The sequence below is a fragment of the Mesorhizobium sp. PUT5 genome (genome assembly GCF_052216645.1).
In the GTDB taxonomy this organism is placed as follows: Bacteria; Pseudomonadota; Alphaproteobacteria; order Rhizobiales; family Rhizobiaceae; genus Mesorhizobium.
The window spans coordinates 2,362,719-2,383,448 of the sequence record NZ_JBQOSO010000003.1; the positions used below are offsets into that span (position 1 = coordinate 2,362,719).

At 63.8% G+C, this 20,730-nt stretch carries 18 protein-coding genes and 1 tRNA gene; 8 read left to right on the forward strand and 11 right to left on the reverse strand.

What is annotated here, in order from left to right:
* Window positions 1–106: 106 nt before the first annotated feature.
* From ACTDI4_RS13075 to ACTDI4_RS13090, 4 genes are read right to left on the reverse strand one after another with little or no spacing between them, the layout of a single operon-like run.
* Window positions 107–1,084, reverse strand: a complete 978-nt coding sequence (locus tag ACTDI4_RS13075; RefSeq protein WP_442841563.1) for a quinone oxidoreductase family protein — start codon at window positions 1,082–1,084, stop codon at window positions 107–109.
* On the reverse strand, window positions 1,081–1,893 hold the full coding sequence (gene pcsA, locus ACTDI4_RS13080) for a phosphatidylcholine synthase (protein WP_442841564.1): 813 nt from the start codon (window positions 1,891–1,893) through the stop codon (window positions 1,081–1,083). Before pcsA ends, ACTDI4_RS13075 begins: the two co-directional genes overlap by 4 nt.
* A complete protein-coding gene (locus ACTDI4_RS13085) occupies window positions 1,890–2,504 on the reverse strand; it encodes a DUF1326 domain-containing protein (protein ID WP_442841565.1) in 615 nt (204 codons plus the stop codon). Before ACTDI4_RS13085 ends, pcsA begins: the two co-directional genes overlap by 4 nt.
* Before the next feature lie 16 nt (window positions 2,505–2,520).
* The gene (locus ACTDI4_RS13090) at window positions 2,521–3,423 is read right to left on the reverse strand and encodes a DUF2182 domain-containing protein (protein ID WP_442841566.1); all 903 of its coding nucleotides are present in this window, start codon (window positions 3,421–3,423) and stop codon (window positions 2,521–2,523) included.
* A gap of 64 nt (window positions 3,424–3,487) precedes the next feature.
* On the opposite strand from ACTDI4_RS13090, the gene ACTDI4_RS13095 reads away from it, so the two are divergent.
* A complete protein-coding gene (locus tag ACTDI4_RS13095) occupies window positions 3,488–4,756 on the forward strand; it encodes a UbiH/UbiF family hydroxylase (RefSeq protein ID WP_442843343.1) in 1,269 nt (422 codons plus the stop codon).
* On the opposite strand, the gene ACTDI4_RS13100 is transcribed toward ACTDI4_RS13095, so the two are convergent.
* Complete coding sequence (locus ACTDI4_RS13100) at window positions 4,733–5,695, reverse strand: AEC family transporter (protein WP_442841567.1); 963 nt, start codon at window positions 5,693–5,695, stop codon at window positions 4,733–4,735. The genes ACTDI4_RS13095 and ACTDI4_RS13100 overlap by 24 nt on opposite strands.
* A 132-nt stretch (window positions 5,696–5,827) precedes the next feature.
* On the opposite strand from ACTDI4_RS13100, the gene hspQ reads away from it, so the two are divergent.
* Window positions 5,828–6,169, forward strand: a complete 342-nt coding sequence (hspQ, locus tag ACTDI4_RS13105) for a heat shock protein HspQ (protein WP_442841568.1) — start codon at window positions 5,828–5,830, stop codon at window positions 6,167–6,169.
* 71 nt (window positions 6,170–6,240) lie between these two features.
* On the opposite strand, the gene aspS is transcribed toward hspQ, so the two are convergent.
* On the reverse strand, window positions 6,241–8,031 hold the full coding sequence (gene aspS / locus ACTDI4_RS13110; RefSeq protein ID WP_442841569.1) for an aspartate--tRNA ligase: 1,791 nt from the start codon (window positions 8,029–8,031) through the stop codon (window positions 6,241–6,243).
* A gap of 196 nt (window positions 8,032–8,227) precedes the next feature.
* Between aspS and rnd the strand changes: the two genes are divergently transcribed.
* On the forward strand, window positions 8,228–9,385 hold the full coding sequence (gene rnd / locus ACTDI4_RS13115; protein ID WP_442841570.1) for a ribonuclease D: 1,158 nt from the start codon (window positions 8,228–8,230) through the stop codon (window positions 9,383–9,385).
* A 7-nt stretch (window positions 9,386–9,392) separates the two neighbouring features.
* Here the strand turns inward: rnd and ACTDI4_RS13120 are convergent, their stop codons facing one another.
* Together ACTDI4_RS13120 and guaB are read right to left on the reverse strand one after the other, a co-directional pair.
* Window positions 9,393–9,812, reverse strand: coding sequence for an MAPEG family protein (locus tag ACTDI4_RS13120; protein WP_442841571.1), 420 nt, complete (start codon window positions 9,810–9,812; stop codon window positions 9,393–9,395).
* Between the two features lie 140 nt (window positions 9,813–9,952).
* The gene (gene guaB, locus ACTDI4_RS13125; RefSeq protein ID WP_442841572.1) at window positions 9,953–11,455 is read right to left on the reverse strand and encodes an IMP dehydrogenase; all 1,503 of its coding nucleotides are present in this window, start codon (window positions 11,453–11,455) and stop codon (window positions 9,953–9,955) included.
* Window positions 11,456–11,746: 291 nt separating this feature from the next.
* Here guaB and ACTDI4_RS13130 point away from each other — a divergent pair, with 291 nt between their 5' ends.
* Window positions 11,747–13,171 carry a DHA2 family efflux MFS transporter permease subunit gene (locus tag ACTDI4_RS13130; protein ID WP_442841573.1) on the forward strand — a complete coding sequence of 475 codons (1,425 nt, stop codon included), beginning with the start codon at window positions 11,747–11,749 and terminating at the stop codon, window positions 13,169–13,171.
* Window positions 13,172–13,189: 18 nt separating this feature from the next.
* Here the strand turns inward: ACTDI4_RS13130 and ACTDI4_RS13135 are convergent, their stop codons facing one another.
* Together ACTDI4_RS13135 and ACTDI4_RS13140 are read right to left on the reverse strand one after the other, a co-directional pair.
* Window positions 13,190–13,900 (reverse strand): RlmE family RNA methyltransferase, encoded by a 711-nt coding sequence (locus ACTDI4_RS13135; RefSeq protein WP_442841574.1) that lies wholly within the window; start codon window positions 13,898–13,900, stop codon window positions 13,190–13,192.
* Window positions 13,897–15,360, reverse strand: coding sequence for a Ppx/GppA phosphatase family protein (locus ACTDI4_RS13140; RefSeq protein WP_442841575.1), 1,464 nt, complete (start codon window positions 15,358–15,360; stop codon window positions 13,897–13,899). The genes ACTDI4_RS13135 and ACTDI4_RS13140 overlap by 4 nt, the downstream gene beginning before the upstream one ends.
* A 251-nt stretch (window positions 15,361–15,611) precedes the next feature.
* Between ACTDI4_RS13140 and ACTDI4_RS13145 the strand changes: the two genes are divergently transcribed.
* The 4 genes from ACTDI4_RS13145 to ACTDI4_RS13160 all read left to right on the forward strand — a co-directional run bounded on the left by ACTDI4_RS13145 (window position 15,612) and on the right by ACTDI4_RS13160 (window position 19,129).
* The gene (locus tag ACTDI4_RS13145) at window positions 15,612–16,544 is read left to right on the forward strand and encodes a lysylphosphatidylglycerol synthase domain-containing protein (protein ID WP_442841576.1); all 933 of its coding nucleotides are present in this window, start codon (window positions 15,612–15,614) and stop codon (window positions 16,542–16,544) included.
* 160 nt (window positions 16,545–16,704) lie between these two features.
* A tRNA-Gln gene (locus ACTDI4_RS13150) sits at window positions 16,705–16,778 on the forward strand.
* A 103-nt stretch (window positions 16,779–16,881) separates the two neighbouring features.
* Window positions 16,882–18,597 carry a tyrosine-type recombinase/integrase gene (locus tag ACTDI4_RS13155; RefSeq protein WP_442841577.1) on the forward strand — a complete coding sequence of 572 codons (1,716 nt, stop codon included), beginning with the start codon at window positions 16,882–16,884 and terminating at the stop codon, window positions 18,595–18,597.
* A gap of 217 nt (window positions 18,598–18,814) precedes the next feature.
* Window positions 18,815–19,129: a hypothetical protein gene (locus ACTDI4_RS13160; protein ID WP_435996100.1), complete on the forward strand. Its 315-nt coding sequence runs from the start codon at window positions 18,815–18,817 to the stop codon at window positions 19,127–19,129.
* 249 nt (window positions 19,130–19,378) lie between these two features.
* Here the strand turns inward: ACTDI4_RS13160 and ACTDI4_RS13165 are convergent, their stop codons facing one another.
* Window positions 19,379–20,683 carry a hypothetical protein gene (locus tag ACTDI4_RS13165; protein ID WP_442841578.1) on the reverse strand — a complete coding sequence of 435 codons (1,305 nt, stop codon included), beginning with the start codon at window positions 20,681–20,683 and terminating at the stop codon, window positions 19,379–19,381.
* Window positions 20,684–20,730: the final 47 nt, after the last annotated feature.

Consider the following 20,730-nt stretch of genomic DNA (forward strand, 5'->3'; position numbering starts at 1 on the left):
TGTGTTCCCACACCTATCGTAAGCGGGCCGCGCTCCGGCCGCAAAGCAGGCCACCGTTTGAAAGAGCTTCAAGAATTTCAGAGTAAACATGTGAGCATCGCCAGCCTCACGGGACAAGGATCGTGGCTCCCGTCGTAAGGCGATTTTCAAGATCCGCATGGGCCTTGCCCGCATCTGCCAGAGCATATCTTTGATTGATGCTGATTTCGACGGCGCCGCTCAGAACCACCTCGAACAACGCGGCGGCCGACTGCTCGAGATCGGCGCGCCCGGCATTGTAGGTGAACAGGGTCGGTCGCGTCGCAAACAGCGAGCCCTTGCGGGACAGCAAGCCGATGTCGAAGGGCGGGATCGGGCCCGACGACTGCCCGAAGGACACGAACATCCCGCGCGGCCGCAGGCAGTCGAGCGAGCCCGGGAAAGTGTCCTTGCCGATCGAATCATAGACCACGTCGCACTTCCTGCCGCCCGTGATGGCAGTGACCTCGGCGACGAAATCCTGCTTTCGATAGTCGATGACATGGTCGAAGCCGTGCGCCTTCGCCAATTCGACCTTGTCGGGGGAGCCTGCGGTGCCGATGGTGACGGCGCCCAGATGCTTGGCCCATTGCCCGAGGATCAGCCCGACGCCGCCTGCCGCGGCGTGGCACAGTATGGTGTCGCCTTCTTTCACGCTGAAGGTGCGCCGCAGCAGGTATTCCGCCGTCATGCCCTTCAGCATCATCGCCGCAGCCTGCTCGTCGCCGATGCCGTCCGGCACCTTCACCAGCCGGTCCGCCGCGATCACCCGCTTCTCGGCATATGCGCCGGTCGCCGCCGCGTAGGCCACCCTGTCACCCGGCCGGAGCCAGTCGACTCCCGGCCCCACCTCCTCCACGACCCCCGCCGCTTCTGCGCCCGGGATCAGCGGCAGGCCGTTCGGAGCGGGATAAAGCCCGGTGCGATAGTAGACGTCGATGAAGTTGAGGCCGATGGCCGTGTGCCTTATCAGGACCTCTCCCGCACCGGGCCGGCCCGCGTCGACCTCTTCGTAGCGCAGCGTCTCGGGCCCGCCATGAGCGTGAATGCGGATTGCCTTGCTCATTGTTGCGTGCTCCCTGCGCCGAGTTTCGGAAAGAGCTGCATGATGCCGCCAATGCAGAAAAGATAGAGCCCGGTGACGGTTATGCCGATCTTTGTGAAGCGGCTGACATTCTCGGCCAGCACACCGATCTGGTTGTAGAACTCGGCGAGTGCCGATTCCGCCAGCGCCAGCACGCCGAACGCGCACCACAGCAGCGTGATGGCGAGATTGATGGGGCGCAGCCGCTTGACGCGCACGGGATGCAGGAAATTGATCGGCACGAAGGTCAGCAATCCGGCGATCACCACCGCGGCAAACGATATCCATTCTCCCGGTCCGACCACGAACAGGGTGAATACCACCATGTTCCAGACCACCGGAAAGCCCTTGAAGAAGTTCTCCTTCGTCTTCATTCCGGTGTCGGCATAGTAGATGGCGCTGGACACCACGATGATGGCCGCCGACAGGAAGGACAGCTTCTCGCCCATCAGCCCGAACTGGTAGAGCGCAAATGCCGGTATCAGCACATAGGTGACATAGTCGATGATGTTGTCGAGCAACTCGCCCGACCATGTCGGCAAAATTTCCTTCACCTCAAGCTTGCGCGCGATCGGCCCGTCTATACCGTCCACGAACAGCGCCAGGCCGAGCCACCAGAACATCGCCGTCCAGCGTTGCTCGGCCGCCGCCACCAGCGACAGGAACGCCAGGAACGAGCCCGATGCCGTCAGCAGGTGCACGGAAAAGGCGCGTGCCTGCGGCCAGGTGACCTTCTTCTTCGGCCGCGGGATGCGGTCGGTGAGCTTCTTGGTTGTCGCGCTCTTGCTCACGGCCCACGCCAGTCCAGCTTGCAGATCTCGGCCGAGCGGCCGGCGAAATTCCAGTTGCGACCGAAGGCGCGCATCTTGCTGCGGTCGGATTTCGCCACGATCACCTCAGGCGCGATCCAGTATTGCGAATTGGTGATGACGGTATCCTTGTCTTTGTCCTTGCCGGCGATCGGCGTCACCGCGCCGTCGATGACCTTGGGGATCTGGAAGATGCGCGTCCTGTCCTGCGTCTCGTAGGTGATCGGCACCTGCTCCACGCCCAGGAATTTTCCGACGAGGATCGACAGCAGCGAGGTGGTTCCCCCTGCCCTGCCGGTGAATATCCGCCCGAACGCCTTGGCGGCATGGATGGAGGCGCGCTTGTCGACGAACAAACCCGCCGTCCAGTTGCCGCGGCTCATATAGCCGGGGATCTCCATGACCAGCCCGAGGTTAAGGCCGGACAGGTCCACATCGCCGAAATGACCGGCATCGATGCGAAATCCCGCCCAGGTCTGGCAATAGCCCTCGGTCGGCGGATGGTTGCCGAGCGAAAGCACGCAGGGGCAGAAGACCGTACAATTGCAGGAGAGCACCAGCTCTCCCTTCAAAGCCCAGCTTCGATCGGCCATTTTTTTGCTTCCTCCGTCAAAGCGAGACTATTAGCAGCATCGCCGCCCACACAAGCAGTATCGCACCGGCCGTCCAAGTGGCAAACCGGCCTGCAAGCTGTTTTTCCACCAGGCTGAACAAGCCGATCAGCGCCATCCAGAAAAGGTTCATGATACCGACGCTGAACATCACCAGCATCAGCGCCCAGCAGCAGCCCAGGCACCATAGCCCCTGCTCCGCTCCCAGCCGCAGGATATGGGCCGGCCGGCTGCTCCAGCGCCCGAACAGCACGGAGAAGGGATTGCGGCATTTGGTCAGGCAGGCATGCTTCAGCCCGGTGAACTGGTAGGCGCCGGCGACGAACAGCGCCGCCGCCCCGGCCAGCCCTGCCGCCGGACCCAGCGTAGCCTGCCCCGGCGCCAGGGCATGGAGCGCAAGCGTGAGGCCCGCGAAGCCGATGGATGCGGCAAGCCATACCGCAAGGTATCCGGCCACCAGAACCAGTGGATGCACCGCGGCCTCGCCTTTCCGCCGGGCCGTGTCGGCGATTTCGCAATAGGTTCGGATCATCGGCGCGGCCGACGGAAGCATGGTGGCCACCGCCATCAGGAACCACATGGCAACCAGAACCGATGCCTGCACGGCCGTCCCCGCCAAGCCCTGAAGCGGCGTCGGTGTCAGGCACAGCGCCACGAAACCTCGCAGCAGGTCCGGCAGCGGCAGAGCCGGCAATTGCCGCAGCAGCGTGTCGCCCGGCGCCCCGGCGCCCGGAGGCTGGGTCTCGACGGTTCCGATCGCCATGGCGGCCAGCATGGCCCACGACAGCATGACCGCCGCCGTCACCGCCACGATGACCGCCGCCCGCGGATGGCGCGCTATTTCCGCCGCCGCACGCGCCGCCGGGTCGAGATGGCTGAAATCGTCGTGCCGCATGGCCATGTGGCTCTACCACACTCCGCTGGGGTGAATCGCCGCGTTGATCATATACCGCGCGCTGCCCTATATGCAGACTTGGTCGCGGACCGCAAAGCCGGAGCCGCCTTCGGGAGAAAAAGTCGAGTTGAGCACTTTGCCCTACGCGCATGTTCTCGTCGCCGGAACCGGGCCGGCCGGCCTCGTCGCAGCGCTTGCGCTGTCGCGCGCCGGCTTCAAGGTGACGCTGGCCGGGCCGGAAACGGCCACTGGCGACGGCCGCACCACCGCGCTGATGAACCCGGCGCTGGCCATGCTCGACCGCATCGGAGTGCTGGAGGCGGTGAAGCGGCAGGCGGCCCCGCTCAAGGTCATGCGCATCATAGACGCCACGCAACGGCTGATCCGCAGTCCGACGGTGACCTTCCGCGCCAGCGAGATCGGCGAGGAACAGTTCGGCATGAACATGCCCAACGCCGTGCTCAACAAGGTGCTGGCCGAAGCCGTTTCGGCCGAGCCGGGCATCGAATGGCGCAAGGCCCTCGTGGAGGCGTGGGACCTCGGCGGCGAGCAGGCCGTCGCGACCCTGGCCGACGGAAGCACCGTTTCAGCCTCGCTGGCTGTAGCCGCCGACGGCCGCCTGTCGCCCGCGCGTCGGGCCGCCGGCATCGAGATTTCTTCGCATTCCTATCCGCAGGCCGCGCTCGTGCTCAACTTCTCCCACCGCAGCGAGCACGGCTTCATCTCGACCGAGTTCCACACCGGGACCGGACCCTTCACGCAGGTGCCGCTGCCCGGCAACCGCTCCAGCCTGGTATGGGTGGTGAAACCGGAAACGGCCGAGCAGCTCAAAGCGCTCGACGCCGCCGCCCTCTCCCTGCGCATAGAGGAGGGCATGCAGTCGATGCTGGGCCGAGTGTCCGTCGAAGGCGGCCGCCAGATCTACCCGCTGTCGACCTCCACGCCCCGCCGCTTCGCTGCACGGCGGGTGGCGCTGATCGGCGAGGCAGCCCATGTGTTTCCGCCGATCGGCGCACAGGGCCTCAATCTCGGCATCAGGGACGTGTCCGACCTGGTCGCAATAGCCGGCCTCCATCGCGAGGACCCCGGAACGCCCGCCGCGCTCGCCGCCTACGATGCCAGGCGGCGCCCCGACATCCTGGCGCGGACCAACGCGGTGAACCTGCTCAACCGTTCCCTGCTTTCCGACATGCTGCCGGCGCAGGTGGTGCGCAGCGCCGGCCTTGCCCTGCTCGGCGGATTCGGCCCGCTGCGCGCCCTGTTCATGCGCGAGGGGCTGCGTCCGGGCAGCGGCTTCTCGGCGCTCGCCGGTGCGTTAAGGGAACAGATCCGGCGGTAACATGCCATGCCGGATCACGTAGAGAAGGCCGGTGACCGTCACCACCGACATGCAGGTGGTGATGAGGATGCTGGCCGAAGCGCGCTGCACCCACACCCCATATTGCTGGGCGATGACGAATACGTTCGTCGCTGTCGGCAGCGCCGCCAGCAGCACGGCCGAGAACACCCATATCTCGGAAAAATGACCGATCCAGCTCAGCATCACGTAGCATAGCAGAGGGTGCACGACGAGCTTGAGGACAGCTATCGGCGCGATCTCGTGCGGCACGCGCTTGAGCGGCCGGAGCGCCAGCGTCACCCCCATGGCAAACAGCGCGCAGGGAGCCGCGGCGCCGGAAAGGTAGGAAAGCAGCCGCTCCAGCGGCACCGGCGGGCGGAATTCGAAATAGGCGGCCGCAACGCCGATCGCGGTGGCCACGATGAAGGGATGCAGCGCGATCCTGCTTGCAATGCCTGCGGCCACTTGCGGAAGTGGCCGCTTGTCGTCGCCCGCCAGGGCCATCATCATCGGGGCGATGGTGAAGTGCATGATGTTTTCGAAGCAGAAGATCAGCGCAACAGGCACGGCAGCCTGCTCTCCGAAGGCCAGCACCGCCAGCCCCGGCCCCATATAGCCGATGTTGCCATAGGCTGCAGCAAGGCCCTTGATGGTCGATTCGGCGATCTCGCCGCGCGACAGCAGCATCGATGCCACGAACATCAGCGAAAAGACGATATAGGTCGAAAAAACCGAGCCGAAGATGAAACCCCACTCGGTCAGTTGCTCGAATGGCGTCCTGGCCAGAAGCTGGAAGAACAAGGCCGGCAGCGCGACATAGATGACGAAGGTATTCATCCAGCCCAGCGCCTCCACCGGCTGGCGGCTGATGCGCGCCACCATGAAGCCGATGAAGATCAGGCCGAAGAACGGAAGAACGAGACCGACGATGTCCGACATGGGTTCTCCCGCTCGCTGTCGCGCCCCCGGCTAAAGGCCGCACCAGAGCGCGTCAAGCCGAACTCGGGCACCGGCGGGATTGAATTGCGACCGTGTCTGCGCCAGATAAGGCCAATTGGTTGAAGGGTTTCGATGGAAGTGGTGAACAAAGTAAAGACGGCCAAGTTTTCGATCGGCCAGGTGGTGCGCCACCGGTTGTTCCCGTTCCGTGGCGTCGTCTTCGACGTCGATCCGCAGTTCGCCAACACCGAGGAGTGGTACGAATCCATTCCCGCGGAGGTGCGCCCGCGCAAGGACCAGCCCTTCTACCACCTGCTCGCGGAAAACTCGGAGACCGAGTACATCGCCTATGTCTCGGAACAGAACCTCCAGGCGGACGAGTCCGACGAACCGGTGCGCCACCCTCAGGTGCGCGAGCTGTTCGAGAAGCGCCCTGACGGCAGCTACGGACCGAAGCGGCAATCGCGACACTGAAGCTACGGATGCGAAAAGGCCCCGCTTGGCGGGGCCTTTCTATTTAATTCACTTGCAGGAACAAGGGCCTGTCAGGCGTCTTTCTTCTGGCTCACGACGCGCAGCGACAATTCCCGAAGCTGCTGCGGCGTCGCCTCGGCGGGCGCGTTCATCAACAGGTCGTAGGCTTGCTGGTTCATCGGGAACATGGTGACCTCGCGAAGGTTCTTCGCGCCGACCAGAAGCATCACCACGCGGTCGATGCCGGCCGCCATGCCGCCATGCGGCGGCGCGCCGTATTGGAAGGCGCGATATAGGCCGCCGAACCGCTCCTCCACCGTGGCCCGGTCCAGCCCGACGATCTCGAACGCCTTGACCATGGTTTCCGGCAGGTGGTTGCGGATGCCCCCGGAAGCGATCTCGAACCCGTTGCAGACCAGATCATACTGGAATGCCTTGAGCGACAGCGGATCGGAACCGTTCAGCGCATCGATGCCGCCCTGCGGCATGGAGAACGGATTGTGGGCGAAATCCACCTTCTTCTCGTCCTCGTTCCACTCGTAGAAGGGGAAATCCACGATCCAGCATAGTTCGAAGCGGTCGCGGTCGACGAGATTCAGTTCCTCGCCGGCGCGCGTGCGCGCAGCACCCGCGAAGGCGGCGAACTTGTTCGGATCGCCAGCCACGAAAAAGGCGGCGTCGCCGTCCTCCAGCCCGAGCTGGGTGCGGATGGCATCCGTGCGCTCCTCGCCGATGTTCTTGGCGATGGGGCCGGCGCCCTCGATCGCCTCGCCTTCCTTGCGCCAGAAGATGTAGCCGAGGCCCGGCTGGCCCTCGCCCTGCGCCCAGGAGTTCATGCGGTCGCAGAAAGCCCGCGAGCCGCCGGTCTTGGCCGGAATGGCCCAGACTTCGGCCTTGGGATCATTGGCGAGGATGTTGGCGAACACCTTGAAGCCCGAGCCGCGGAAATGCTCCGACACGTCCTGCATCTCGATCGGATTGCGCAGGTCCGGCTTGTCCGAACCATATTTGCGGATCGCCACGTCATAGGGGATGCGCGAGAACTTCGGCGTCACCGGCTTGCCGTCGGCGAACGCCTCGAACACGCCGCGCATGACAGGCTCCATGGTGGAAAGCACGTCCTCCTGCTCGACGAAGCTCATTTCCAGGTCGAGCTGGTAGAACTCGCCGGGCAGCCGGTCGGCGCGCGGGTCCTCGTCGCGGAAGCAGGGCGCGATCTGGAAATAGCGGTCGAAGCCCGACACCATGATGAGCTGCTTGTACTGCTGCGGCGCCTGCGGCAGCGCGTAGAAGGTGCCGGGATGGATGCGGCTCGGCACCAGGAAGTCGCGCGCCCCTTCCGGCGAGGAAGCCGTCAGGATCGGCGTCGAGAATTCGGTGAAGCCTGCGCCTTCCATGCGCCGGCGCATCTCGGAAATGATCTTCGTGCGCGCGACGATGTTCCTGTGCAGCGTTTCGCGGCGCAGGTCGAGGAAGCGGTATTTCAGGCGGATGTCCTCGGGATAGTCGGGCTCGCCGAAAACCGGCAGCGGCAGTTCCTTGGCCGCCGACAGCACCTCGATCTCGCGCGCGAAAACCTCGATCTCGCCGGTCGCCAGGTTGGGATTGACGGCCTCGGCGGCGCGGGCCTTGACCTCGCCGTCGACGCGGATCACCCATTCGCCGCGCACGCTCTCGGCGGCCTTGAAGGCAGGCGAATCCGGGTCGGCCACGATCTGCGTCATGCCGTAATGGTCGCGCAGGTCGATAAAGAGGAGACCGCCGTGGTCGCGCACGCGGTGCACCCAGCCGGACAGTCGAACAGTGGCGCCGACGTCGGCCTTTTTCAATTGAGCGCAGGTATGGCTGCGATAACGATGCATATCGAAATTCCGGTCAGGAGTTGCAGACGGGCCGGAACGCTGAATCCGGCCCAGAAGCCGGCGCGAAAAGCGCATGGCGGGCCGGGTTTGTCAAGGCAACGCGCGACAAACCGGCAAAGCCGATACTTCACGCGCTTGACGAAACCTCCCGCGGCTGAAATGGAAGAAAGGTTCGGTTTCTGTCAAAAGCGATTTGATGCACGTCATTACCACCCAAGGCGACCTCGATGCGGCCATTGCCGCCTTCGAAAAGTCGGATTTCGTCACGGTCGACACAGAGTTCATCCGCGAGACGACCTTCTGGCCGATATTGTGCCTGATTCAGATGGCGGCCCCGGGCGTGACCGCGCTGATCGACCCGCTGGCGCCCGGGATCGATCTCAAGCCCTTTTTCAGGCTGATGGCGAACGAGGCCGTCACCAAGGTCTTCCACGCAGCCCGGCAGGACATCGAGATCATCATGCATCTCGGCGATCTGATTCCCCACCCGGTGTTCGATACACAGATCGCCTCGATGGTCTGCGGCTTCGGCGACAGCGTCTCCTACGACCAACTGGTGCAGAAGGTCACCGGCGCACGTATCGACAAATCCTCGCGCTTCACCGACTGGCGGCATCGGCCGCTGTCGGAAAAGCAGCTCGACTACGCCCTGGCCGACGTCACGCATCTGATCGACGTCTACGAATATCTCCGCGCCGAGCTGAAGCGCGAGAACCGCGCCCATTGGCTCAACGAGGAAATGCGTGTGCTGACGGCGCGCGAGACCTACGTGCCACACCCCGAAGACGCCTGGAAGCGCCTCAAGATGCGGCTGCGCAAGCCGCAGGAACTCGCCGTGGTGCAATCCGTCGCAGCCTGGCGCGAACGCGAGGCGCGCGAGCGCGACGTGCCTCGCGGGCGCGTACTGAAGGACGACGCCATCTACGAGATCGCCCAGCAGGCGCCGAGCGACGTCCAGGCGCTCGGCCGACTGCGCACCACACCCAAGGGCTGGGAAAAATCCTCCGCCGCCGCCTCGCTGCTCGCCGCCGTCAACGCCGCCCTGGCGTTGCCGAAGGAGAGCCTGCCGAAGCTGCCAAAACCCTTCCAGCCGCCGGAGGGAACCAGCGCGGCGGCCGAGTTGCTGAAGGTGCTGCTGAGGATCGTGGCCGAGAAGGAAGGTGTCGCGGCCAAGGTCCTGGCCTCCAGCGACGATATCGACCACATCGCGGCGGAGGGCGAAAAGGCGGACGTACCGGCCCTCCATGGCTGGCGGCGCGCCGTGTTCGGCGAGACGGCACTAAGGCTGGTGCGCGGCGAGATCGCCATCAGGTTCGACAATCGCAAGATCGCCGTGTTCGAGGTCGAGCGCTGATTTGCGCTCAGGCCACCGCCAGGAGGTCGAGAGCCAGCATGGCCCACATCACCACGACAACCACGAACCCGGCGGCAAAGACGGGGCTGCGGTAGCGCAGATCGTTGCTGGTGACGTGCACATAGGCGTGGACGTAGCGCAGCAGCACGAACAGCCACGCCAGGGTGACGGTGACGAAAGAAACGCCACCCGCGGCCAGCAGAGCCAGGCACACGGCGTGGAACAGCACCGGCAGTTCGAACTGGTTGGCCAGGTTGTTGGCCACCACGGCGCTGGCGTCGGGCTCCTGCCGGTTGAGCTTGAATGTGTCCGGCCTGACGCCGCCGCTCCGCATGGCCACCCGCCGGCGCCACCCCAGCAGCGCATAGACAAAGCAGACCAGCGCGGCATGCGCGATCATCGGCCACAGGATCGCCGTCTGGTTCATGGTCGCTCCTCCTCCCCTGGCCCGTTCAGGCGCGGCGCCTCCCGCGCGCGGTCGCCACGCCCTTGCCGGCGGCGATACCCATAGAGCGCAGGTCGAGCGACATCAGCCCGACCGGCGCAATGGTCCGCGCGCAGCAGTCCTCAGGCTCCGCCGGGATAGTTGGGGCTTTCCCGGGTGATCGTGACATCATGGGCATGGCTTTCGCGAAGTCCTGCATTGGAGATGCGCACGAAGGTGGCGCGCTCGCGGAAATCGGCGAGATCGCGCGCTCCGACATAGCCCATTGCGGCCCTCAGGCCGCCGGCAAGCTGATGCAGCACGCCGGCCACCGGCCCCTTGTAGGGCACCTGCCCCTCGACGCCCTCGGGCACCAGCTTCAGCGTGTCGCGCACCTCCGCCTGGAAATAGCGATCGGCCGAGCCGCGGGCCATCGCGCCCACCGAGCCCATGCCGCGATACGCCTTGAACGAACGGCCCTGGTAGAGATAGACCTCGCCCGGGCTCTCGTCCGTGCCGGCCAGCAGCGAGCCGATCATGGCGGCGCTTGCCCCGGCGGCCAGCGCCTTGGCAAGGTCGCCGGAGAACTTGATGCCACCGTCGGCGATCACCGACACGCCGGCCTTCTGCGCCGTTTCCACCGCTGCCATGATGGCCGAGAGCTGCGGCACGCCCACCCCCGCCACGATGCGGGTGGTGCAGATCGAGCCCGGCCCGATGCCGACCTTGACTGCGTCGGCACCGGCATCGATCAGAGCCTGGGTGCCTTCGGCCGTGGCGACGTTGCCGGCCATGATGCGCACGGAATTGGAAAGCTTCTTGGCGCGCGTCACCGCGTCCAGCACCCGCTGCGAATGGCCGTGGGCGGTATCGATGACCAGAAGGTCGACGCCGGCATCGATCAGCCGCTCCGCGCGCTCGAAGCCATCCTCGCCCACGGTGCTGGCGGCGGCCGCGCGCAGGCGCCCATGCGCGTCCTTGCACGCATTCGGGTTGAGCCGCGACTTCTCCATGTCCTTGACCGTGATGAGGCCCACGCAGTTGCCGTGACGGTCGACCACCAGCAGCTTCTCGATGCGGTGCTGGTGCAGCAGGCGCTTGGCCTCGTCCTGGCTGACGTTTTCCTTGACCGTGACCAGGTTCTCGCGGGTCATCAGCTCATAGACCTTCTGGGCCGGATCGGAGGCGAAGCGGACGTCGCGGTTGGTCAATATGCCGACCAGCCGGCCCGTCTTCTGGCCGCCGGCGCCGCCGTTCTCCACCACCGGGATACCGGATATGCCATGCGCCTTCATCAGCGCCAGCGCATCCGACAGCGTGGCATCCGGTCCGATTGTCACCGGGTTCACAACCATGCCGGATTCGAACTTCTTCACCTGCCGCACCTGCTCGGCCTGCTCTGCCGGGGTGAAGTTGCGGTGGATGACGCCGATGCCGCCGGCCTGCGCCATGGCGATGGCAAGGCGTGCCTCGGTCACCGTGTCCATGGCGGCGGAAAGGATCGGCACGTTGAGGTCGATATCGCCGGCGATGCGCGTGGCGACGTCGGTTTCGCCAGGCATCACCTCGGAATGGCCGGGCTGCAGCAACACGTCGTCAAAGGTGAGCGCCAGCGCGCCGGTGGACGTTTCGATGATCTTGGCCATGCCGCTCCTCGGAAAATGCAGGAAAAGCGCTGCGACCAGCAGGTCCGCGCCGACTCGTTTCTATCCTTCAGGATGGCGCTGGCTGGTAACACGTCCACGCGCGTATGAAAAGCGCCCGCTTCGAGGGGATGGCGTCGCATGCAGCCGGAGTCGCGCAAATGTGACGCCGTTCTGCCGCGACATGCGTTCACGCGTATGCTACCGGGCGTGCCGCTGGACTTTTCCGCTCCATCGACGATCTTATGTCGCGGCTTTTCAACGCTTTCCGAAACTCACCAACCGGAACCGCCCGTGAATCGAATCATCCCGCTGATACTCGCGGTCGCGCTCTTCATGGAAAACATGGACAGCACCGTGATCGCCACCTCGCTGCCGGCGATCGCCATCGACATCGAGACGAGCCCGATCGCTCTCAAGCTGGCGCTGACCTCCTATCTCGTGTCGCTCGCCATCTTCATTCCGATCAGCGGCTGGATGGCCGACCGTTTCGGCGCCAAGAATGTCTTCCGCACGGCAATCGCGGTCTTCGTGGTCGGCTCGGTCGCCTGCGCCGTCTCCAATTCCCTGCCTGCATTCGTGGTGTCGAGGTTCCTGCAGGGCATCGGCGGCGCCATGATGACGCCTGTCGGGCGGCTGGTTCTGGTGCGCGCCACCCCCAAGAACGAGCTGGTGGCGGCCATGGCGTGGCTGAGCATTCCCGCCCTGGTGGGGCCACTGGTGGGGCCTCCGATCGGCGGCTTCATCACCACCTACTTCACCTGGCACTGGATATTTCTGATCAACGTGCCGATCGGCATAATCGGCATCGGCCTTGCGACCCGCTACCTGCCCGAGACCCCGCCGGTGAAGACGCCGCGCCTCGATCTCGCGGGCTTCGTGCTGTCCGGCCTTGCAGCCTCGGGCGTGGTATTCGGCCTCTCGGTCGCCGGCCTTCCCGCGCTGCCGCCGGCCGTGGGCCTGGCAACCGTCGCGGTCGGGCTGCTGTGCGGCGTGCTCTACCTGTTGCACGCCCGTCGCGTGGCCAACCCGCTTCTCGCGCTCGATCTGTTCCGCAACCAGCTTTTCCGTTCCTCCGTGCTCGGCGGCGGGCTCTTCCGCATCGGAATCGGCGCAGTGCCGTTTCTGCTTCCTCTGATGTTTCAGCTCACCTTCGGGCTCACACCGTTCCAGTCCGGCATGATCACCTTCGTGACCGCGATCGGCGCGCTCGGCATGAAGCTCGCCACGACCTGGGTGTTCCGCGCCTTCGGCTTCCGGCGCGTGCTGATCTGGGGCTCGCTTCTGGCGGCCGCAACGGTCGCCGTGAACGGTCTTTTCACGCCGGACACGCCCTATGCGGTGATGCTGGCCGTCATTCTGGCCGGTGGCTTCATCCGCTCCATGTTCTTCACCGGCATCAATGCGCTGGCCTATGCGGACATTCCGCCCGAGGATACCAGCAAGGCCACTCCCATCACCGCGGTCGGCCAGCAGCTCTGCATCGCGCTCGGCGTGGCTCTGGCCGGCAGCATCCTCGAGGTGCAGACCAAGATCCACGGCGGCCCGCTGACGCTGGCCGACTTTCACATCGCGTTCTACCTGGTCGCCTTCGTCTCGGCGCTGGCCTGCCTGTCTTTCCTGCGCCTCTCGCCGGATGCCGGCAACGCCGTTTCAGGCCACAAGGGTCGCCAGGCCAAGCGGATGGAGACGGTGACTTCCGCGACCTCCGGCAGATGAGACGGCGGACCCCCGGTCTCAATCCTGCGGCTGCCGCCCGCTGAAGTCCTTGGCCAGCAGATAGAGTTCGACCGATTCGTCACGCGAGGCAGGCGGCTTCACATGATGCACGGAGCGGAAATTCCGCTTCAGCGCATCCAGAAGGCCGGCCTCGGTGCCGCCCTGGAACGTCTTGGCCAGGAAATGGCCGCCCGGCCGCAGCACCTGCATGGCAAAGTCGGCCGCGACCTCGCACAGATGCATGGTGCGCAGGTGATCGGTACGGCGGTGCCCGGTGGTGGGCGCCGCCATGTCGGAAAGCACGATGTCGGGTTCACCGCCCAGCGCCTCGGTTAACCTGCCAGGCGCCTCGGGATCGAGAAAATCCATTTCCAGCACCGTCGCGCCCGGAACCGCGTCCATCTCCAGATAGTCGATGCCCACCACATGCGGCGATTCGGGCGTCGACCTCGTGCGCGCGGCGGCCACCTGGCACCACCCGCCGGGTGCCGCGCCAAGATCGATGACGCGCATGCCGGGCTTCAGCAACTGGTGCTTGTCGTCGATCTCGATCAGCTTGTAGGCGGCGCGCGAACGGTAGCCATCGGCCTTGGAGCGCTGGACATAGGGGTCGTTCAGGTGCCGTTCCAACCAGCGCCGGGAAGACTCCTTGAGGCCGCTCTTCTTCTTTACCCTGGTGCGCAGCACGCGGGTGCCCGCACCCGCCGGGCCTTGCGGCTTCTTGCTCATCGCCGGCCTCCCTCGCTATGCGCACGGTCGCGCCATCTGTCGCGCCAGACGCCGTCGTCGGCCATCAGCTCGCTCAATATGCCTTCGCGCAGGCCGCGATCGGCAACCCTGAGCCGCTCCGACGGCCATATGCCGCGGATCGCCTCCAGTATGGCGCAGCCGGCCAGAACAAGGTCGGCGCGGTCGGCGCCGATGCAGGGATTGGCAACCCGCTGCTGGAAATCCCAGCCGAGTAGCTTCTCGATCATGCGGTCGACGCTGTCGCGGTCCATCCACAGCCCGTCCACCCGGCGACGATCGTAGCGTTCCAGTTCCAGATGTACGCCCGCCAACGTGGTCACCGTGCCCGACGTGCCGAGCAGGTGAAAGTCCGGGCCGGCGACCAGATGGTCAAGCCGGTCGCGCTCATGAAACGCCTTCAACCGCGTGGCCACGTCTTCCACCATGGCGGCGAAGGTCTCGCGCGTGACGGTGCGGCCGCCGAAGCGCTCGGCCAGCGAGACCACGCCCACCGGCAGCGAGGTCCACGATACGATATGATTCGCAAGTCGCTGCGAGCGGGGCTTGCTGACGTCGATCAGCGCGATCTCGGACGAGCCGCCGCCAATATCGAACAGCACCACGCCGCGCGTATCGCGCTCGACCAGCGAGCCGCAGCCGGAAACCGCCAACCGCGCCTCCGTCTGCCGGTCGATGACCTCCAGCTTCAGTCCGGCCTCGCGCTCGACCCGCTCCAGGAACTCGGCGCCGTTCCCGGCCGAGCGGCAGGCTTCGGTGGCGATCAGGCGCGCGCGCCTGATCTTGCGATTGCGCAGCTTCTCGCCGCAGACCTTCAGCGCCTCCAGCGCCCGGTCCATGGCAGGTCCGGCCAGCCGGCCGCTACCCGACAGCCCCTCGCCCAGCCTGACGATGCGCGAAAAGGCGTCGATGACGCGAAACTGCCCGTTGCGGGTCGGCACGGCCACCAGCAGGCGGCAATTGTTGGTGCCGAGGTCGAGGGCGGCGAACACGGGCAGGTCTTGCGGGAACCGGCGCCGCCCCGGATCGCCCACGCGGATCGCAGGTGCGGGTGGCGCGGCCGCCGGCGTACGGCGCGACACGGCAGGGATGTCGGCCTGGCCGGAGGCGGCCAAGGCAGATACGCCGGCCGCCGCTTCCGGGGGCTCGGCCCCGTCCCGGGCTGGATCCGGCCGCGCAAAGACCTTGCGGCCACGCTTGCGCTTTCGCCGCTTCCGGCCCTTGCCCTGTGGCAAACCCTGGCTCTGGGGTGGGCCCCCGTCCTGGGATGAGCCCTTGTTCTGGAGCGGGGTTGCGTCCGCCACCTGCCCGGGACCGCGCGAGCCCGCCTTCGGGCGGCTCGGCTTCCGGCCTGTGGGCGCTGCTTGCGGCACGCTCTGCGCCGAAACATTGCCGGACGTTCCCGCTTCCGGCGCCCGAACGCCGGTATCGCGGTCTTCCACTGTCGATCCTTCCAGCGCCGCGCAAACCGGTGCTTGCCATGCCGCAGGCGCATCTTTCCCGTAAGTTGTGGTCAGACTAGCAGCGCTGCAGCCGATCACCAAGCGCAAAGCGAAAACGCATCCACGCCTGTTGTTGAACAGGCAGCGCCAATAAGGCATTCCTTAACCATATGGCCTTGCATGGATTCCCTGCCGCCGCGGCAGAACGGATTTCGAACGCAGGTAATGGAGATGCCGATGATCGTCGCAGCATGAGATGGACGCGCTATTTCTGGCCCGCCGTCGGTCTTTCGGCCGTCGCGTTTTCGATCTGGCTGTTGGTGGGCGAATTGCGCGGCATATCGCTCGACGATGTGTGGGCGGGGCTCGAGGCCATTCCCAACCACCGCTGGCTCCTGGCGGCGGCGAGCGCGATCTGCGCCTATGCCGCGCTGGCCGGCTACGACCGCATCGCGCTCCTGCACCTGCGCAAGCGGGTGTCCTGGCCGTTCGTGATGCTGTGCTCGTTCACCACCTATGCGCTGTCGCACAACATCGGCGGCTCGGTGTTCTCAGGCGCGGTGATACGCTACCGCGCCTATGGCACGCGCGGCCTGAGCGGCCAGGAAGTCGGCGTGCTGGTGGGCATCTGCTGGATCACCTTCGTCTTGTCGACGCTGCTTGTCGCGGGCGTGGTGCTGCTGTTGGAGCCGGACCTGTTCGAGCGATTCTCCGACATCGGCTATGGCGGATTCTCCGCCGGCGCCGGCCTGTTCATGCTCCTGCTGGTCGTCGCCTATGTGTTCGGAAGCTGGCTGCACCTGAAGCCACTGAACATCGGCCGCTTCCAGTTGCAATATCCGCGGCTGCCAATCGTGGCGCGGCAGTTGACGATCGGGCCGGCTGAACTGCTTGCCGCCGCCGGCATCTTCTATTTCGCCCTTCCGGCGGAGGCGAACCCCGGCTATCTGGTCGTGCTAGGCGTGTTCCTGGTGGCGTTCTCGCTGGCCCAGATTTCGCATGCGCCGGGCGGGCTCGGCGTGTTCGAGTTCATCTGCCTGGCCGGACTGTCGAACATGGACCAGGCCGGCGTGGTGGCCGCACTGCTGGTGTTTCGGCTGCTTTACCTGATCGTCCCGCTGCTGATCGCATTGGTGGTGGTGGTTCTTTTCGAGCGCTCCCAGTTCGGACGCCGCCAGAGTTGAACCGCGCCGAATTGAAATTCAAAGCGGGCTTGACTATTTCACGATGGTGGTTACAAGGCAGCCGAAACGGGCGCTGCCACCCAAGGCGCCGGATTTGGACATACCAGATTTCGACGCAGTTTCTGCCCGTTTGGCCAAAGCATCCGCAACGGATGCTCTTTGGGGAATAGGTTAACGGTAGACCAGCGGACTCTGACTCCGTTAGTCCTGGTTCGAATCCAGGTTCCCCAGCCACTTTCCTCCTAACTCATTGAAATCATTTAAGTGCGTCGCGCCACCTCAGGCGGGAAGAAGCATTTTGCTACAAACCGCTGCTACAAAGAGCGAGCGAAGCGGCGTGGCAGCTCCTTCCAATATCGTCCAGCGCGGACGCATATTTCATTTCCGACGAGCCGTTCCGGCAGATTTGCGCGACAGGCTGAAACGCCGCGAACTGGTTCGCAGCCTCGGTGCTTGCGGCCCAAGGAGCGCTCGGCTACGAGCCGATGAACTATATTGGCTCTCCGAGCAACTTTTCGAAACGGCCCGTGCAAACCCCATGCTGACCCAGGATCAACTCGCCCGCCTTGCCCAGAGTTTCTACAACCACGTCCTGGAACGGGAAGGCGCGGTGCGAGCATCCGGCATGTATCTCACTAAAGACGGCCGCGTTGCCCGAGCGAACTACTGGGGGAACGTCGCGGAGCAGGTCCGAGATTCGTTGGGCGGTAACACTCTGGATCACGGATCAGACGCAGCCCGAATGTCGGCCCGATTGGCTGGCCTGAGTTGGGATGATCTGAACGAAGCCGAGCGGCATCAATGCAAGGAAGTCGTTCACCGTGCCGGTATCGACCTCGCAGAAGCGCTGAAAGCCCGATATGAAGGCGACTTCGAGTTCGAGCCCAAGAGCAAGTTGCTTCGCCAAGCTTTGGCTGAAGTTCCCCCTACTGCCGCTCCCCTTCATCAGACGCAATCAAGGGCGCAGGCAGAGCCGCTATTTTCTACTGTCTATCCGAGCTACATCGAAGACCAGCTTCGGCGCGGCGAATGGCGTCAGCAGACAGGCAACCAAGCAGACGCCACCTATAGGCTATTCATCCAGATTTGCGGTGACAAGCCGGTAAGCCAGTATAGACGGCCGGACGCCGCCCAATTCCGCGCAACGGCGGAGCGTATGCCTTCCGACTACGGCAAGGCCGCTTCCTACAAGAATTTCACGCCCGAAGAGATCATCCGCGCCTATGAAAAGCTGCCGGTCGAGCGCAAGCCACCGCTGCTAACGCAGAAAACCATCAAGCGCCATTTCTCGGCTCTTTCTGCGATGTGGAGTGAGGCCGTGGCCACCGGCAAGGCCACGGAAAACATCTTCTCCGGCTTCAAATTCGCCGCCGTCAAAAGGGCTGTCGATGAGCGGGACCAGTGGTCCGGTACGGAACTCAAGGCGTTGTTCGGCTCCCCCGTCTGGTCGGGATGCTTGTCCGCAGGCCGTCGCTCACAGCCCGGTCAGCAAATCATCCGCGACGACAAATTCTGGATACCGCTTATAACCCTGTTAAGCGGCATGCGGCTGGAGGAAATCTGCCAGCTTCGCACCGATGATGTTCGGGAGGAAAATGGCATTTCCTTCTTCGACATCAACGACCGTCCACCGCGCCAGTTGAAGAACAAGAACGCCGTTCGGCGCGTCCCGATCCATAGCGATCTGATCCACATGGGCTTCCTGGCCTACGTCAAGACGCTTGGAAAGGGATCGCAGCCGGTGTTTCCGGCCCTGAAACCGGGCGGAGCGGACGACAAACTCGGCCATGGCTTTACAAAATGGTTCACCCGCTACCGGCAGGACATCGGCGTTTATCGCAAGAACCTCGATTTCCATTCCCTGCGGCATACTGCGACGACCTTGATGCACCAAGCCGATGTCCCGACAAATGTCATTGATCACCTGACAGGTCACAGCACGCCTGGGGAAACCGCGCGATACACGAAGGGATCGACCTTGCAACAGCTTGCCGCCGCGATAGAGGCCATCAAGCCGGGACTTGCCCTGGCACACCTTCATAACGACCGCTGAAAATGCACCCGGAGCCCGAAACGCTCCGGGCGTAGGCAAAAATTCGGCTGGCGAAGCTGGCCGCTTCTGACTTTATCGCGAAGGGGAGAATGATCGATCCCATCGATCCAATCATTCTCTCTTCCCTCTCCCTCCATTCCCTTTCCTCTCTGCATTCCCTGATCCTTCAATCGGGAAACAAATCAAAAGCAGGGAAACCAACCGAGGAGATAAGCCCATGCCAGCCAAACGCCGCATCGACGCCACCCAGGCCATGGCCGAAGCCGAGGCCGCGCTGACCCGCGCCGGAGTCAAGTTCGTGCGCCATTCGCCATTTCATCTCAAGGTCCAAGTCTTCAATTTCTGGCCCTCGACCGGCAAGGTCAGTCGCGACGACAGCAGCAAAAAGGGCGCCAACCTTGGTCTCGCTGTCTTCATCCGGTTGTTGCGAGAGGCCGGGCTGGCCACCGCCCAGCCCATAGACGTTGTTGATGATCCTGGCGCCTTCATCGTACAGCGCCCGCCGCAAGAGCCCGGCTTCGAGACCTATTGAAATATACTTGAAAATGGGAGAGCCGCCTCAAGCGCAACCCATCTCAAATCAGACCTACCCCTCGGCCCTCGCCCCCACCTGCATCCTACGGGATGAGATCGCGCAAATAGTCACAAATGCTCGATTGGGGAAACCACTTAAACGCCTATAAACAAACAATTATTCAGACTTACCGAAACCCCTTGATCTGCCAAAAAAGAAACTGGCAGACTATGCAGCCCAAGTTACCTGCCGTAGTGGTCAGTTTCGTCACCGGTACAAGTTCAATCGGTCTACGAAATCCTGCGGATAAAGCTCACGAACGTCGCGAATCCCCCGTTCATATGCAGATTTGAACCGCTTCGGCTTTGCCGGGCGTCGATCCGCTTTCATCCAAATGTCTAGGTCGGAGCGTGCCTTGCCAGCATCAACAGCAGATACCCCTAATAGCTTCAAGTCGCCTCCAAGTTTCACCGGATCGGCATAGAACCGCTCCAGGCCACCTGGCACACCCGTTCGTCGCTGGGTCGGCCCCAAACTCTGCGAGACGCCGCACCGCTTCACGCTGACAGGACCAGGGTCTCGCCATCGGAAAGGAATGAGGTCTCCCAGGAAAACATCTCGACCATCGGGGGCATACTTAGCAGATTGGACCAGGGCCCCACGCTCGAAGCCTTTCGAAATGTAGCCGAGACGAAGAAACGTTAGCCAAGGCTGCTCCACCAAGGCACCCGTTATCCTGACCGAACCTCTTGCCACGCCACCAAACCGCCGCTCCACCCACTTCTTCAGATAGGCCTTAAACTGCCGCCTGGGATGCTCCGTGGCGGACAAACGCTTTAAGCCTGGTGGCGAGCCGCCCGGTACAAATAACGCGATGTGGGAATGGAGGCCGAGCGCAGCACTGTTCTCGTGGCAGTAGATGTATGCACACGGCCAACCTCGCTGCCCCAACCAATCCCCGATGCACTTCAGTAGCGATTGGAAGCCCTTCTTCACGTCGTTGTCACTTCGGCAATCCAAGAGCGACCATGTAATCGTGATCATCGTATCGAGCGGCAGTCCAAACTCATGAGCGAACTCGCAGGCGGAATACAATTCCGCAAACTCTGCCTCATCGATCAGCCGTGATGCCTGGTCTGATTTCGGCATAACAAGCACTTGCCGGGCCGCCCCATCAGGGTTAGTGCGAGTTTCCACAACGGTTTCAGATGGTGCACTGGCCTTCAGATAGCCGCCCCGGAGACGACCCTTCCATTTTTTCACAAAGACATGGGGCCGGTCGACGACTTCACTCGCGAACTCGGCTTGGAAAATTTCGTACTTATCATCAAGATTCGCGCCATGGATTGCCTGCAAAAGCAAGGTATGCGGTCCAAAGCCATCCGACGCGCACACCTCGTCGGCCCCAGGCCCTCCGGCTTCGTGGACCGCCCGCGCATAATCATCATTCGAAAGAAAATCGCTCCGTCTTATGCCGGAGTTTCCCATGCCAAAGGTTCCTGATTGGCCACCGCGACGCGGCTTTTTCAGCTTCTTGCTGTCCCGGCTTACTGGCATCAGATACCTATTCAATGCTCAATCGTAGCGTACTCGATTAATGTTAATTCGACCATTTCATC